The organism is Velocimicrobium porci, from assembly GCF_009696045.1.
GTDB lineage: Bacteria > Bacillota > Clostridia > Lachnospirales > Lachnospiraceae > Velocimicrobium > Velocimicrobium porci.
Map to the genome: position 1 here is coordinate 1 of NZ_VUMT01000001.1, position 14,037 is coordinate 14,037.

Below are 14,037 nucleotides of genomic sequence, written 5' to 3' on the forward strand. Positions count from 1 at the left end.
TCTATTTTTATATTTGTTATGATCCGATTATTTAATATCATATGAGTTCCTCCTTGTAACTCATATATCATAACATTTGTACATTCTTATTTAATATTTATTGTACATATTTAAGTATAACTTTATATCCTGCAAGTTTGGGTCGCCATAGGCAATGAGCTTTGCACTGCTGCTGACCGTCGGCACATTGTTCCTCTTTGCCGTAATGCGGATAGAACCGCTGATAGCTACGGTAGAGCTGATTGTCAATTTATTTCCAGACTTCGATACACTCACATTGCTGTCAGAGCTTGAAAAGCTGTAATCGGAAAGGACGCCGTTGCTGTCCGTCAATGTGATGCTGTACTTTCCGTCCTTGTAGGCAAGCTCCTTTGTAATGTCATTCTTACCGCCCGACATAAAGCTCGGAATGGTGTTATGCTCACGCAGCATTGCAACAATCTGGTCATACACTGCCCTTGCTCCGCTGTTGGCATAATTTGAACCGAAGTGCAGGCTGTAAACGGTGGTGCTTGTCTGGTTATATGAACCTGTGGCTTCACGGCAGCCTGTGACAAACTCCCATACGAGGGTCTGCGTGGCAAGCCATTTTTCATCATCACTTCCTGACAGATTATTTCGGTTGCCCTGATACCCATAGAGCAGGGCAAGCCCAACCGCCTTTTTCTGGTTGGCTGAAAGGGCGTTCCAAGTATCAGAGGAAGCCTTTTTCAAGGTGTTTCCTGTTTTCAGCGGTACTCCCGGCTGAATACAAAACGCATTCTCACCGTCCACAAACATACGGTACTTATAATTTCCCGTTCCGCCTGCGGTATAGCCGCCGATATTCGCACTGGAATTGTACCTCATCGCATTACCGTTGCTGTCATAGGTGTGGGAAAAGGAAATCGTCCCGATGTCACCCGCAGCAAACGCCGTCGCAGGCATTATGGATAATGCCGTGACCGCAGCCATTACAAAAGCCGCAGCCTTTTTGAACAATTTAGGGATTTTCATAGTTACCTCCTGTAATTTGGATTGAATATTTTGCCTTACTGACCGAAAAAAGCTGCCCGTTATGGACAGCCTAAAGTATTTCTTTTCTCGGATAGTTACTGGCAGTAGTTAGGGGGTGAGGTGTGGAGAGGGGGAAGCCAAAATAATGGCTATCCACTCAAATGGGCAGACCTCGCCCTCGATGTGTGGCTATCTCTCGTGAGCCTTGTTCCGCTGCAAGTGTCGGTTATAAAACTCTAACGCCTTGACAACAAAATCCGTTTCCTGCCCTCTGGGAACTGTCTTGGGAATGAGCTTGGTTATCCTCTCGTCACGGAAAGCGGGTTTTTCCTTCTGATTGGGCTTTTCTTCCTCCATAATGGACTGGATAACCTCGGAAGTGAGCTTGCCGTCTTGGTTATACTTCTTCATTTTGATAGCCTGTGCCAATGACGGGGTAGCATCGTTGTACTCCATTGCTTCAAGCAGGGTGTATTGCTGTTCCTCGGTCAGATAGGAAATTTCAACCGCAGGACGGAATGCAATCTGCCTTTCATCTACCATTTGCAGGATTTCGGGTACAAGCTCCGTTAGACGGATATAGCGGAAGATTTGATTTTTGCTTTCACCGACTTTTTCGGCAAGTTCATCACTTGAAGTAGCGAACTCAGAATTATTACCCACTGGGGAATAATTTTCTTTTGCGGGTCTGCCTGCCTGTCGTTTCATAGCTTCCAACCGCATTTTATACGCAAAGGCTTTTTCACTTGGTAGAATAACGGAGCGTTGGAGATTACTTTCCACCATCACAATAATGGCTTCGTCACGGGTAAGCTCTTTAACCTCGCATTTCAGCGTTTCAAGCCCCGCAAGTTCACAAGCCTTTTTTCGCCTGTGACCGCTGATAAGCTCATACCGTCCGTCCTCTTTTAAGCGAACTGTCGCAGGGGTCATTACACCGTTTCGCTTGATACTCTCGACAAGCTGTTCCATATCCTCGTCCATTAAAACCTTAAACGGGTGGTCTGGAAACTCGTCAATCTCCGATATGGGAATATCCCTTATCTTAGAGAGCTTTGCTTCCTCACGGCTTTCGTCCGTTTGGAAAAGGTCATCGTATGCGGTCAGCTCGATTTTGGTTTCTCTGCTTCTCGCCAATCTCTGCCACCTCCTTTCCTAACTGCTCATAGGCTACGGCAACCTTGCCGCTTTTGTCGTAAGCAAAAATACTTTTGCCTTCTGCGGTAGCTTCCACCGCACGGATAGAATGTGGTATCTCGGTATCAAACACCTTGATTTTCTGACCATATGCACTTTTGACAGTTGCCGTAATTTCCTTAGAAATGTTGGTACGGGGCATTACTATAGTCATTAAGATACCGTCTATCCGCAGCTTTGGGTTGATTTGCCGCTTGACCCTTGATACGGAGCGAAGCAAAAGCTCCAGACCTTTAGCCGAGAGATAGTGGGGCTGTGTCGGGATAATTACACTGTCAGCCGCCGCCAGAGCATTGATGGTTATCATGCCTAAGCTCGGCATACAATCAATAAGCACATAATCGTAATTCTTTTTAACCTCATTGACATAGGTTTTCAGCACACGCTCACGGCTCATTGCATTGATTAGCCTTACCTCAAAGCCCGACAGCTCAATGTTTGACGGAAGTAGGTCAACGCCCTCGCTGTGGTGGATAATACCCTGTGAAACATCAAGTGTTTTATCGTCTATGATGTTCTGCATCACAGTAGAGAGCGTTATGGGAATATCGTCTGGTCTGTTATAACCCAGAGCCATCGTGAGATTTGCCTGTGCATCGGCATCAATCAGCAGGACTTTTTTACCCTGCTGCACCAGACTTACACCCAAATTGACCGCTGTGGTTGTTTTTCCGACACCACCCTTCTGGTTAGTCAGAGCAATTACTTTGCAATTTGACATAGATGCGTCCTCCTTTCACATAGATTTAGCCACTTTGTCAAGGTAGCTATGTAAACAGTACCAGAGAACGCAAAAAAGCCGCCTACTCTTAAAATCAATAAGAATAAGCGGCTTCGTAATTTGCCTTAGACATATTCAATTTTCATTCTCTTGGTCGGTGCATTTATGACCTTAAAAATAAGCTCGTCAATACAATCCGTATATCTGCCTTGCTGTATGAGCTGATTTTTTAACTCTACAAGGCTATGTATCAAAAGTTTTCTTTCGTGGCTATCCAAATACAGATGATTAAATTTCTCTCTCATAAGCACACCTCCACTTCTTTAGCTTCATTATAAGTTTCGGAAAAATAATATACAAATCTATAACTGGGAGATTTTGATAAAAACTCATTCCTATCATAAATTTCTTCCATCTAAATACTGGATTGCGGTTGAAATTAAAGACAGGCAACGTTTATAAAAATATTCATAATGCCTTTTATCCTGAATATCCGTTTTTGTTGTTTCATGGTGTCGAATTCTAAAATTATTGCCAAGTATGGTAAGCTCATGAAATTCCTTTTCAAATAATTCTAAAAACGGCTGTTGATTATTACCCATATCCATTATAATCTTATTAACCGATTTCTTCTTATCTACAGTCGATGAGCAGTAATATGTCTTTAGTCTCTCAAATGCATCCCAAAGTTTCTCCACTGCAATTTGCAAATTGTTTTCATCATAATATTTTGAAGCCTCTTGTAATAACTCTTTCAGTCCTACTTCTTGAACAGACACTAATGAATTTTTATTTATCTGGGTATCAAATGTATTCATTAGCTTTCCCTTGGAAAGCTGAAACGGTATCTCATTCAGTTTTAATATAGCATTAATCTGTGGTTCAAAGTCATCTGAGATACTATGTTTCGCAAAAAACTCTATTGCGTCCAACACGCAAAATGGAGAATTAGAAAGTATGAATGCTTGCAAATCAGCAGTTTCAACATATTCTTTTTTATCATTATAACACTTTGGCACATAAAATTGCCTTATTTCATTGAAAACATCCTCAGCTACTGTTGTATTATAATTCCATCCCGTTTCGTCAGTCGCTTGATATACGATATTATATCGCTCCAGAAACTGATAAATTTGATTTCTCGCTTTCCGCTTTATGGACAATACTATCTTTTTTGCTTTTATGTCCTTTGCATTTCGTTGAGAATATGGAATAAACAACGTATTATCTTCTTGCTGATATATTCTCCATCCATAAACATCACGATTGGATATTTTCTCAGCAGGGTAAATCTCATAACCATCATTTTGTAATAGCTTGTTAGTTGCCACTAAAAATTCTTTCCAATATCCCTTATCATATCGAACAGCAGGGTGAAATACTTCGCAAAGAAATTTTAAATATACTTCATCGCTACCATCTTGTAAATTGAATCTTTTGTCTTCAAAAACCCAGCAGTATGGATAATCATCATTATTCACTGTATGTTGCCAAATATCCTGTTCTGCATTTGCAAATCTTGAATCAAAACTTGGCATTCTCTCCAAATCATATAATCTTTTAAGAAAATCTATTTCTTCAAGGCGACCATAATAATTATAAGTAACGGTTCGGGTTTGAAAAAATTCGTCTATCTCTAATCCATTCTGAAATAAATCTAAAATATCTCGCTTTGTTATTTCTGTAATACGGTTCACTCCATTTTCCTCCTTTCAAGCATATTCAGCACTTATATATTGCTTCCCAAATATTTTAAAGAAAAGCGTACCACTATTTTTAATGATACGCTCACCATTATTAAATCACTTCAAAATGCTTCAATGCATCCTTTATCGCTTCCACTTTCTCCGCTGTCGGATGTTTCCTCGGCTGTTTCAATTCTTCTACCGCATTAGGAGCATCATACATTGGCAAGCCTAAATCTCTCTTTACCTCTGCGATATATGCGGTATGTACTTTGAAGCCGTATTTAGCTTCTATGTACTCCTTTATCATTTTGTAGGTCACTCGTTCTTTGGGCTTATAGCTTTCGGCTCTTTTAGCGATATTATCAAGCGGAACTTTTCCCTCACCCTCACCAAACTCAACTTTTACGTTGATATGTCCGTCTGGCTTTTTGTGGGAAAGCAGTACTACCGTCTCCACATGTGTCGTTTCTGGAAACATATCCACGCAGCATACCTTCTCCACCCTATATCCTCTTTCCTGCAATCGAATCAAATCTCTTGCTAAGCTGGTTGGTTTGCAGGAGATGTATACCATTTTGTCTACCCCAAAGTCTATTATTTTCTCCAGTGCTTTTGGGTGAATTCCATCTCTTGGTGGATCTAAAACGATTAAGTCTGGTTTTTCTTCTATTTCATCAATTACTTTCAGGACATCGCCAGCTATAAATTCACAATTATCCAAATGATTTAGGGCGGCATTTTCTTTTGCTGCTTCGACAGCTTCCTCTATGATTTCCACTCCGATTACTTTTTTTGCTACTGGTGCAAGAACTTGTGCAATTGTTCCCGTTCCACTATATAAATCAAAAATCAGTTTATCTTTTGTATCACCTATAAACTCTCTTGCCTGACTATATAAAACTTCTGCACCCTTTGTGTTTGTCTGGAAAAAGGAAAATGTGGAGATTTTAAATTTCAGTCCCAGTATTTCCTCATAAAAATAATCTTGTCCAAACAAAATTTCTGTTTTATCACTTTTTACAACATCAGCTACACTGTCATTTGTAATGTGTAGAATTCCAACAATTCTTCCATTATAAGAAAGGGTTAATAAATTTTCTACTAATTCTTGTAACTCAACTTCTTCCTGGCCAGATGTAATGATACTGATCAGCATTTCTCCTGTTTTAACAGCCCTTCTTACTAATAAATGACGCAAATATCCCTGATGTGTTATTTTATGATAAAATGATGTTCCCTTTTGGGTAAAATAATCTAACACACATTTCAATATTTTGCTGTAATCCTCATCGACTAACTGACAGCCCTCTGCATTTACAATATCATACATACTTCCTTTTTTATGCAGTCCCAGTGCTAATGGTCCATCCTTATATTCATCTCCAAAAGAAAATTCCATTTTATTTCGGTATTCCCATTCTTCAGGACTTCCCTTAATTCCAAGAAATTCATATTCTTCGCAGACCTCATCTAATAACTCTTTTACCTGACTTGATTTTAATTTTAATTGTTCTTCGTACGAAAACGTCTGGTACATACAGCCTCCACATGGACCAAAATGAACACAGCGTGCCTCTCTTGTTTCTAACGGTGAAGCTGCCACTACTTCCATAAGTCTCGCTTCACACTTACCTTTTCTCTTTTTGTTAATAACAGCTTTCACAGTCTGTCCTAATAAAGCATTTTTAACTATAACGGTTGTATCTTCCGTTTTCAGAATTCCCTTATTGGGGAATTTCACTTGCTCAATCGTTCCTTCAATTGTTTGACCTTTTTTCATTTTAAACTTATTCCTATACCTTTCCTATCTGTTATAATGTAACTCTTTTTTACTCTTTTTCTAGATTTATCTATTTTATTTTCTCAATTTCATCCAATCTCCCATTATCTTACTTATCGCCCAATTAATCACTCAACTCTAATATTAATCGCTCAAAAGAAATGTGTGGCAGACTTCATTCTCGTCTTCCACACATTTTATTTTCTATCGTTATTACATTATAACGGAATTTTCGGAAAAAGGCAACTTCTTATTCACGAATCTATCGCACAAATTCCAAGTTCAACAGCAATTTTTAATCCTCTTCGTTCTCCCTTTTTCTTTTCCTAATTCCATTTTTCTTATCAAATATTTCTTCATAAGTGTCAGCAACTTTTTTATCGACTTCTATTGGTTTACTTTTTGCCTTAGCATCTGTTGCAATTGCCTCCACGATTTTTTTAATGTCTTCCGGCTTAAACATACCGATTGCTTTTACTAAGTCATCAATATTATCACGATTTACACGCAACACCGTTCCACCAGACAATGTGATATTGAGTACATCGTCTTCATTTGTCATGTCTCCCAAAGTAATAACGTCTTCTATGCTATTATACAAAAATACACTACCTTTATACTCAATGATTCCATTTTCATCTGCCAGATACGCGTAATCTGATTTATGGCTTTTCCATTGTTTTTCAATATGCTTATCGACTTTCTCTCCAACTGTTTGTTTCTGGCTTTGTTCTACCACCACTTTATCATACGTAAATAGAACTTGATCTAAATCAATCCCGCCAATTTTTTGCTTTTCTTCCTTTTCATAAACATCTTTTCCAAAAGAAGACATTGCCTGTTTTGTCAGTTCCATAGCATTTTTCCAATTTGAATCTTTTTCAAATGATTTTGTTTGATTTACTTTTTTTACTGGTGAAATTTTTTCAACCCTTATTACTTTTTTATAATCTGTTATATTGAAATTATCCGAAAACATAATTCTAATCCTCCTACCGTTTCTGTTCCGTTCTTCTGGTTCATCTCATCCATTAATTTAGGACCTAAAATAATTTCTTCTCCATCCAATATAGTTTTTCTTCCCTGTCATCACCCTCGAACTGTTTGATTAAGTTGCAATACAAGTGTATCTGCTTTTTTTCTTTATCAACATCTTCTTCAATTAACATACTTTTTTCTTTAAAAAATTCATGAAAATATAAGTCTAATAATCCACTTCAAACAAAACTATAAAAAGCAGCAATAAAAATGGTTCCGTCCATTCTTATTACTGCCCTCCATAGCTGTAATATATATCGGTATAATTTGCTGATTTTTTTACATATGTTTTCTAATCTTGTTTTTTCTATGTATCTTGATTATAATAGTCTTTAGTCAAAAAAAAATTTACCTAAATCAGATAATGAAATTGAAATAGATCTTGGAATTAAGGAATTTTGTATCACTTCTGATGGTGAAATGATTGAAAATCCTAAGTATCTTAGAAAGTCAGAACAACGATTAAGAAAACTGCAAAATCAATAGCAGATATATCTTGGAGTGAGTTTGTCAGACAGTTGGAATATAAAGCTGATTGGTATGGTAGAGAGATTATCAAGATTGATACTTTGTATCCATCAAGTCAAATATGTTCTAATTGCGGTCATAAGGACGGAAAGAAAGCATTATCAATAAGAGAGTGAACTTGCCCTGTTTGTGGGACCCATCATGAAAGAGATATAAATGCAGCAATAAATATTCTCAACGAAGGATGGTAGCAGTTTTAAAAACTTATAAAAAGTTATAAATAATTGTTGGCTTTTATAACTTTTATTGATAGAATAAAGTATAAACATTATAAAGAGATTTTTAATTATGAGTAAATATTATTCTATCAATGAATTTTCAAAAATTTTAGGAGTGTCAGCACAAACATTACGAAATTGGGATAATAATGGAAAACTTCATCCACACCATACTTCTAGCAATGGATATAGATATTATTCACATGAACAACTAAATCAAGTGATGAATATAAAACCAAATCTTGATAGAATTGTTATTGGATATTGTAGAGTTTCAAGTAATAAACAAAAAGATGATTTGGAATGGCAAACGTGCTGACCAAGCAAGAAAACTAATGAATATACTTGGTTAAACAATGTTTCAAACAACGTAACAAAGCAAGCAATTAAAGATGCTTGTGAAACATATAATGTAAAAATCCAGTTTACAGATACACATGTAAAAGTAGAAGGTTTTGCAACTTCTAAAAAGAAAAATAAGCAGAAACTAAACTGGATAAGACTTGCAGAACATGATCGTATACCTACTGAAAACATAAAATATATGAATCCTCGTATTAAATATGATGGACTTAATTGGTATATAACGGTTGGAATTGAATATAAAGATTGTACTACTCTTCCATCAAATGAAGGCATTGGAATTGATTTAGGAATGAAAGATTTAGCAATATGTTCTGATGAACATAAATATAAAAATATTAATAAGACACAAAGAATTAAAAAACTAGAAAAAAGAAAACGCAGGTTACAGCGTTCTATATCAAGGAAATATGAAAATAATAAGAAGGAGGAAGTTACTGTAAAACAAGTAACATTGTAAAAAGCGAAAAAGAACTTTTAAAATTAAATCATAGACTAGCGGATATTCGTCAGAACTATTTACATCAAACTACTACTGAGATAGTGAAAACCAAGCCGTCTTATATAGTATTAGAAGATTTGAAGTTGTCAGACCGTATTTACAAATGTGAATGTGGAAACGTGATAGATAGAGATTACCAAGCTTCTTTAAATCTAAAAAGATATGGAGAAACGACTTTAGAACAACAATCTGTATCATAACACGTTCAAGTTAATACAGATATGTACTGATGCGTTTAGTCAGGAATTTACGCCTATGGAGTGTACAAGAACTTGTGAGTAGTATCTGAATTTATTCAGTACAAAAGCATACACGATGAAGTAGGAATGAAACATAAAAGTTTATAACTTTTTATAAGTTTTCAGTAACGGAATAAAATGAATTTCTATTTAGATACTCATACACATACATTAGCAAGTGGACACGCTTACAGTACAGTGTCAGAAATGATTAACGCTGCAAAGGAAAAAGGCTTATCCTTACTTGCAATCACTGAACATGCCCCCAAAATGCCTGGAACCTGTCACGAGTTTTACTTCCATAATTTCCGTGTTTTTAAAAATAAAGACTTCGGAATTGAACTTTTACTTGGAAGTGAATTAAACATATTAGATTTTGACGGACATGTGGATTTAGATGAAAATACGTTAAAGTCATTAGACCTTTGTATTGCAAGTCTTCATCTGCCTTGTTATGAACCGGGTACGAAAGAACAAAATACAAATGCCTATATAAATGCTATGAAAAATCCATATATTCATATCATAGGACATCCTGACGATGGAAGAATTCCAGTGGACTATGAAAAGCTTGTAAAAACAGCGAAAGAGAACCATATTGCACTGGAATTAAATAACAGCTCCTTAAATCCACTCAGCTTTCGTCCAAATGCAAAAGAAAATGATCTTGTTTATTTAGAGTTATGTAAGACTTATCAAGTTCCAATCTCTTTAGGCAGCGATGCACATATTTGTTACGATGTTGCTAATTTTACTTATGCTGCTTCCGTTCTCAAACAAGTAAATTTTCCAGAAGAGCTTATTTTAAATACCTCTTTAGAACGCTTCAAACAATATATGGAAGAACGAAAAAAATTTATAAAATCCATATAAAAACGCTTTACTTTACAACTTTATCGTGGTAAAATTAGTAACAGAATAAGGGGAATTTTATTTACATAAGGAGCGATTAGAATGAATAAAAAAATTAAAACCCCCGCTGTTGACCACTTATTTGAAGCCATATTAAGCTTACAGAGTCCGGAAGAATGTTATACCTTCTTTGAGGACGTTTGTACAATAAATGAACTGTTGTCCCTATCACAACGTTTTGAAGTTGCTAAAATGCTCAGAGAACAAAAGACTTATCTGGAAATAGCTGAGAAAACAGGTGCTTCCACTGCTACAATAAGCCGTGTCAATCGTTCTCTAAATTATGGTAACGATGGCTATGATATGGTCTTTAAACGTATTGAAGAAAAAGATGTAAGTCAATAGCCCAAAACACGCTAGGTCTTCTATGGTAATATGTATAATCATAGAAGACCTTATTAATACTATGTTTCTATCCGACTTTATTAATTCTGTTTCAAAACAAAATATATCAATTTCAAAGATTATTTCTTTACTTTTCCTATAACAATTCTTACTATTTTAACTCCACTTCCAACGCTTAAAATACAGAATTTGGCAATCTTATACTTTTTGTCCAACGAATGTCAAACTATGGTTAATTAAGAACCAAATTCCTCTCCTCCATTCAAATCAGCCGTCATAAAACACTTGTCATATAGTTTTCAATACTATATAATGTAAACCAGAGGTGAGAAACGTGGGCGTTAATAACGAAGAATATATTATGCAGATTATTCAAAGTCTGCAAAAATTAGACTATATTAAACCAGAAGAAATACCAAATATTGATTTATATATGGATCAGGTTACTACATTTATTGATGAACATCTCAGTGGTTCTAAACGTTATCCCGATGATAAGCTACTGACCAAAACAATGATTAATAATTATACGAAAAACAATCTGCTTCCATCACCAAATAAAAAGAAATACTCAAAAGAGCATATGCTTTTATTAATTTTTATTTATTACTTTAAAAATATTCTTTCTATTAGTGATATACAAACCATTTTTACTCCATTAACGGAACGATTTTATAATCATCAAAATGACATTTCTTTAGAAGAAATTTATAATCAAATATTTCAATTAAGTGAAGAACAAATTAATTCGTTAACCAAAGATGTTATACGCAAATATACAAAGGCAAAAGATACTTTTTCCGATACAGACAATGATGAAGACAAAGAATTTTTACAAACATTTTCTTTTATTTGTATGTTAAGTTTTGATGTCTATGTAAAAAAAGTTATTATTGAAAAATTGATTGATAAGACCGTTTCCGGAATTAGTGAACCAGATACAAAGAAAAAAAAGAAAGAAAAAAAAGAGAAACCAGAAAATTTGCAATAAAATTTTAAAAATTAATAAGAAAGGGTGCCTCATCGGTGACAGGTGATTATATGAACATTTTAGAAGGATTGAATAAAGAGCAAAAAGAGGCTGTTATGCATAATAAGGGACCGCTTCTAATACTGGCAGGCGCCGGTTCTGGGAAAACAAGAGTTCTCACTCATCGTATTGCCTATTTAATTGATCAATGTGATGTCAATCCATGGAACATACTCGCACTTACATTTACAAACAAAGCTGCAAAGGAAATGCGGGAACGTGTTGACCGTATTGTTGGTTATGGCTCCGAAAATATTTGGGTAAGTACATTTCACTCCACTTGTGTGCGTATTTTAAGACGTTATATCGAGGCAATCGGTTATGACAGAAGTTTTACTATCTATGATTCTGACGATCAGAAAACATTAATGCGGGATATTTGTAAATATTTAAATATAGATACAAAATATACGAAAGAACGTACTCTATTATCTGTAATATCTTCTGCCAAAGATGAATTAATAACTCCAGAGACATTTATGAAAAATGCTCAGGGGGATTTTAATCAGGAACGCTATGCAAACGTGTATATGGAATATCAAAAACGATTAAAGGCAAATAACGCACTCGATTTTGACGACTTAATTTTTAAAACAATTGAATTATTTGAAAAGAACCCGGAAATTTTAAGTAACTATCAAAATCGATTTAAGTATATTATGGTTGATGAGTATCAGGACACCAATACTGCACAATTCCATCTCATCAGCTTGTTAGCTTCCACTGAAAATGAATATGGTGAAATAGAGCATAATCTTTGTGTTGTTGGTGATGATGATCAGTCAATCTATAAATTTCGTGGTGCCAACATACATAATATTTTAAATTTTGAGAAAGAATATCCTAAGACTCGTGTCATTAAATTAGAGCAAAATTACCGCTCTACGAAAAATATCTTAAAGGCTGCAAATGAAGTAATTAAACACAATATAGAGCGAAAAGAAAAAGCTCTTTGGACGGATAATGAAGAAGGGGAACCGATTGCCTTTACCCAGTTCGATACAGAGTATGCAGAAGCAGAGGCAATTGTAAATGATATTTATCATGCAACCCAAGAAGAAGGATGTGCTTTTCAGGACTTTGCAATTCTTTATCGTACCAATGCCCAGTCTCGTATTTTCGAAGAAAAATTGGTGCGAAAAAACATTCCTTATAAAATCGTCGGTGCTGTTAATTTCTATGCCCGAAAAGAAATTAAAGACTTACTTGCCTATTTGAAAACCATTGACAATGGTTTAGATGATATTGCAGTAAAGCGAATTATTAATGTACCAAGGCGCGGAATTGGATTAACAACCATTGACCGTGTATCTCAATATGCAGCTGACAATAATATGAGTTTTTATAATGCCCTCCGGCATGCAAATTCAATTCCCGGTATTGGAAGGAGTCTTGCCAAAATAGAATCCTTTGTCAGCATGATTGAAATTTTAAAAGGTAAAATAAGTGAGCCGGATTATTCCATTGAAGATTTAATCAATGAAATTATTGAAGCAACCGGATATGTCGCTGAACTGGAAGCAGAAGAAACTGTTGAGGCAGAAAGCCGTATTGAAAATATCGAAGAATTAATTAACAAAATTATTGCTTTTGAATCTGCTGCCGAAGAAGCACCCACTTTAAGTGCATTTTTAGAAGAGGTTGCATTGGTTGCTGATATTGATAATTTAGAGGACAGTACAAATGTTGTTGTATTAATGACACTTCATAGCGCAAAAGGATTAGAATTTCCTTTTGTTTATCTTTGTGGAATGGAAGATGGAATCTTCCCAAGCTATATGACGCTAACCTCTGACGATCCAACAGAACTTGAAGAAGAACGTCGTCTTTGCTATGTCGGAATTACAAGAGCGAAGAAAAAATTATCATTGAGTGCAGCACGGCAAAGAATGGTTCGTGGTGAAACTAATTTTAATAAACCTTCTTGTTTTATAAATGAGATTCCACGTTATTTATTAAAACAGACCACCGAATCTCTTTCGCCTAAATTTCCAAAAAATACATCGACATTGGGAAATAAACCAAATCTTCCAACCGGTCGTCATCTTGCTCCAACACATGATTCTGGAATTTTTGGCAATCATCCATTTATTCAAAAAGGATTTGGTAACCGCAATTTAGAGCCAACCATGTTTGAAAAAGAAAAACCAAAGAAAGTAACTCCAACCGCATTAAAAGGCACTCCACATTACAAACCTGGTGATACTGTCTATCACAGCCGTTTTGGAGAAGGTGTCGTTTTAGATTTACAGCCATTATCTAATGATTATGAAGTAACCGTAGCATTTCAAAATTCCGGTACAAAAAAAATGCGGTCTTCTTTTGCAAAATTAAAAACAGTAACAAAATAAAATTATTCACGTAAATTTAATAGAAAATATATAGTAAAATCGTTACCAGAGTGGTATAATACTGACAAATATAATTTTTATATTCTTATTTTCTTACAATGACTAATACAATTACCAGAGAAAGGAAGT

At 35.5% G+C, this 14,037-nt stretch carries 12 protein-coding genes and 2 pseudogenes; 7 read left to right on the forward strand and 7 right to left on the reverse strand.

Translation table 11 applies throughout. The annotated features are described in order from the left end of the window. Positions 1 to 123: 123 nt before the first annotated feature. From FYJ58_RS00005 to FYJ58_RS00035, 7 genes and pseudogenes are all read right to left on the reverse strand, one after another. Positions 124 to 996 (reverse strand): annotated as a pseudogene (locus FYJ58_RS00005) (thioester domain-containing protein); the annotation flags it as partial. Positions 997 to 1,185: 189 nt separating this feature from the next. Further along, the gene (locus tag FYJ58_RS00010; protein ID WP_055245376.1) at positions 1,186 to 2,133 is read right to left on the reverse strand and encodes a ParB/RepB/Spo0J family partition protein; all 948 of its coding nucleotides are present in this window, start codon (positions 2,131 to 2,133) and stop codon (positions 1,186 to 1,188) included. Then, positions 2,087 to 2,914: a ParA family protein gene (locus tag FYJ58_RS00015; protein ID WP_154515382.1), complete on the reverse strand. Its 828-nt coding sequence runs from the start codon at positions 2,912 to 2,914 to the stop codon at positions 2,087 to 2,089. The genes FYJ58_RS00010 and FYJ58_RS00015 overlap by 47 nt, the downstream gene beginning before the upstream one ends. A gap of 125 nt (positions 2,915 to 3,039) precedes the next feature. After that, the gene (locus FYJ58_RS00020) at positions 3,040 to 3,219 is read right to left on the reverse strand and encodes a hypothetical protein (protein ID WP_006857231.1); all 180 of its coding nucleotides are present in this window, start codon (positions 3,217 to 3,219) and stop codon (positions 3,040 to 3,042) included. Positions 3,220 to 3,312: 93 nt separating this feature from the next. Next, positions 3,313 to 4,611, reverse strand: coding sequence for an AbiJ-related protein (locus FYJ58_RS00025; RefSeq protein WP_095906011.1), 1,299 nt, complete (start codon positions 4,609 to 4,611; stop codon positions 3,313 to 3,315). 100 nt (positions 4,612 to 4,711) lie between these two features. Beyond that, positions 4,712 to 6,382, reverse strand: a complete 1,671-nt coding sequence (gene rlmD, locus FYJ58_RS00030; protein WP_154515384.1) for a 23S rRNA (uracil(1939)-C(5))-methyltransferase RlmD — start codon at positions 6,380 to 6,382, stop codon at positions 4,712 to 4,714. A 295-nt stretch (positions 6,383 to 6,677) separates the two neighbouring features. After that, the gene (locus FYJ58_RS00035; protein WP_154515386.1) at positions 6,678 to 7,361 is read right to left on the reverse strand and encodes a hypothetical protein; all 684 of its coding nucleotides are present in this window, start codon (positions 7,359 to 7,361) and stop codon (positions 6,678 to 6,680) included. 577 nt (positions 7,362 to 7,938) lie between these two features. Here FYJ58_RS00035 and FYJ58_RS15410 point away from each other — a divergent pair. The 7 genes and pseudogenes from FYJ58_RS15410 to pcrA all read left to right on the forward strand — a co-directional run bounded on the left by FYJ58_RS15410 (position 7,939) and on the right by pcrA (position 13,908). Continuing rightward, complete coding sequence (locus FYJ58_RS15410) at positions 7,939 to 8,064, forward strand: zinc ribbon domain-containing protein (protein WP_456300787.1); 126 nt, start codon at positions 7,939 to 7,941, stop codon at positions 8,062 to 8,064. 172 nt (positions 8,065 to 8,236) lie between these two features. Further along, a pseudogene (locus tag FYJ58_RS00045) lies at positions 8,237 to 8,476 on the forward strand (IS607 family transposase); the annotation flags it as partial. Between the two features lie 234 nt (positions 8,477 to 8,710). Continuing rightward, the gene (locus FYJ58_RS15225; RefSeq protein WP_331464122.1) at positions 8,711 to 8,989 is read left to right on the forward strand and encodes a transposase; all 279 of its coding nucleotides are present in this window, start codon (positions 8,711 to 8,713) and stop codon (positions 8,987 to 8,989) included. Positions 8,990 to 9,408: 419 nt separating this feature from the next. After that, complete coding sequence (locus FYJ58_RS00055; protein WP_154515388.1) at positions 9,409 to 10,143, forward strand: phosphatase; 735 nt, start codon at positions 9,409 to 9,411, stop codon at positions 10,141 to 10,143. 81 nt (positions 10,144 to 10,224) lie between these two features. Further along, positions 10,225 to 10,527, forward strand: a complete 303-nt coding sequence (locus FYJ58_RS00060) for a YerC/YecD family TrpR-related protein (protein WP_154515390.1) — start codon at positions 10,225 to 10,227, stop codon at positions 10,525 to 10,527. A 334-nt stretch (positions 10,528 to 10,861) separates the two neighbouring features. Then, positions 10,862 to 11,518 carry a DUF1836 domain-containing protein gene (locus tag FYJ58_RS00065; protein WP_328597758.1) on the forward strand — a complete coding sequence of 219 codons (657 nt, stop codon included), beginning with the start codon at positions 10,862 to 10,864 and terminating at the stop codon, positions 11,516 to 11,518. A 50-nt stretch (positions 11,519 to 11,568) separates the two neighbouring features. After that, on the forward strand, positions 11,569 to 13,908 hold the full coding sequence (pcrA, locus tag FYJ58_RS00070; protein WP_154515392.1) for a DNA helicase PcrA: 2,340 nt from the start codon (positions 11,569 to 11,571) through the stop codon (positions 13,906 to 13,908). The last annotated feature ends 129 nt before the right edge of the window (positions 13,909 to 14,037 follow it).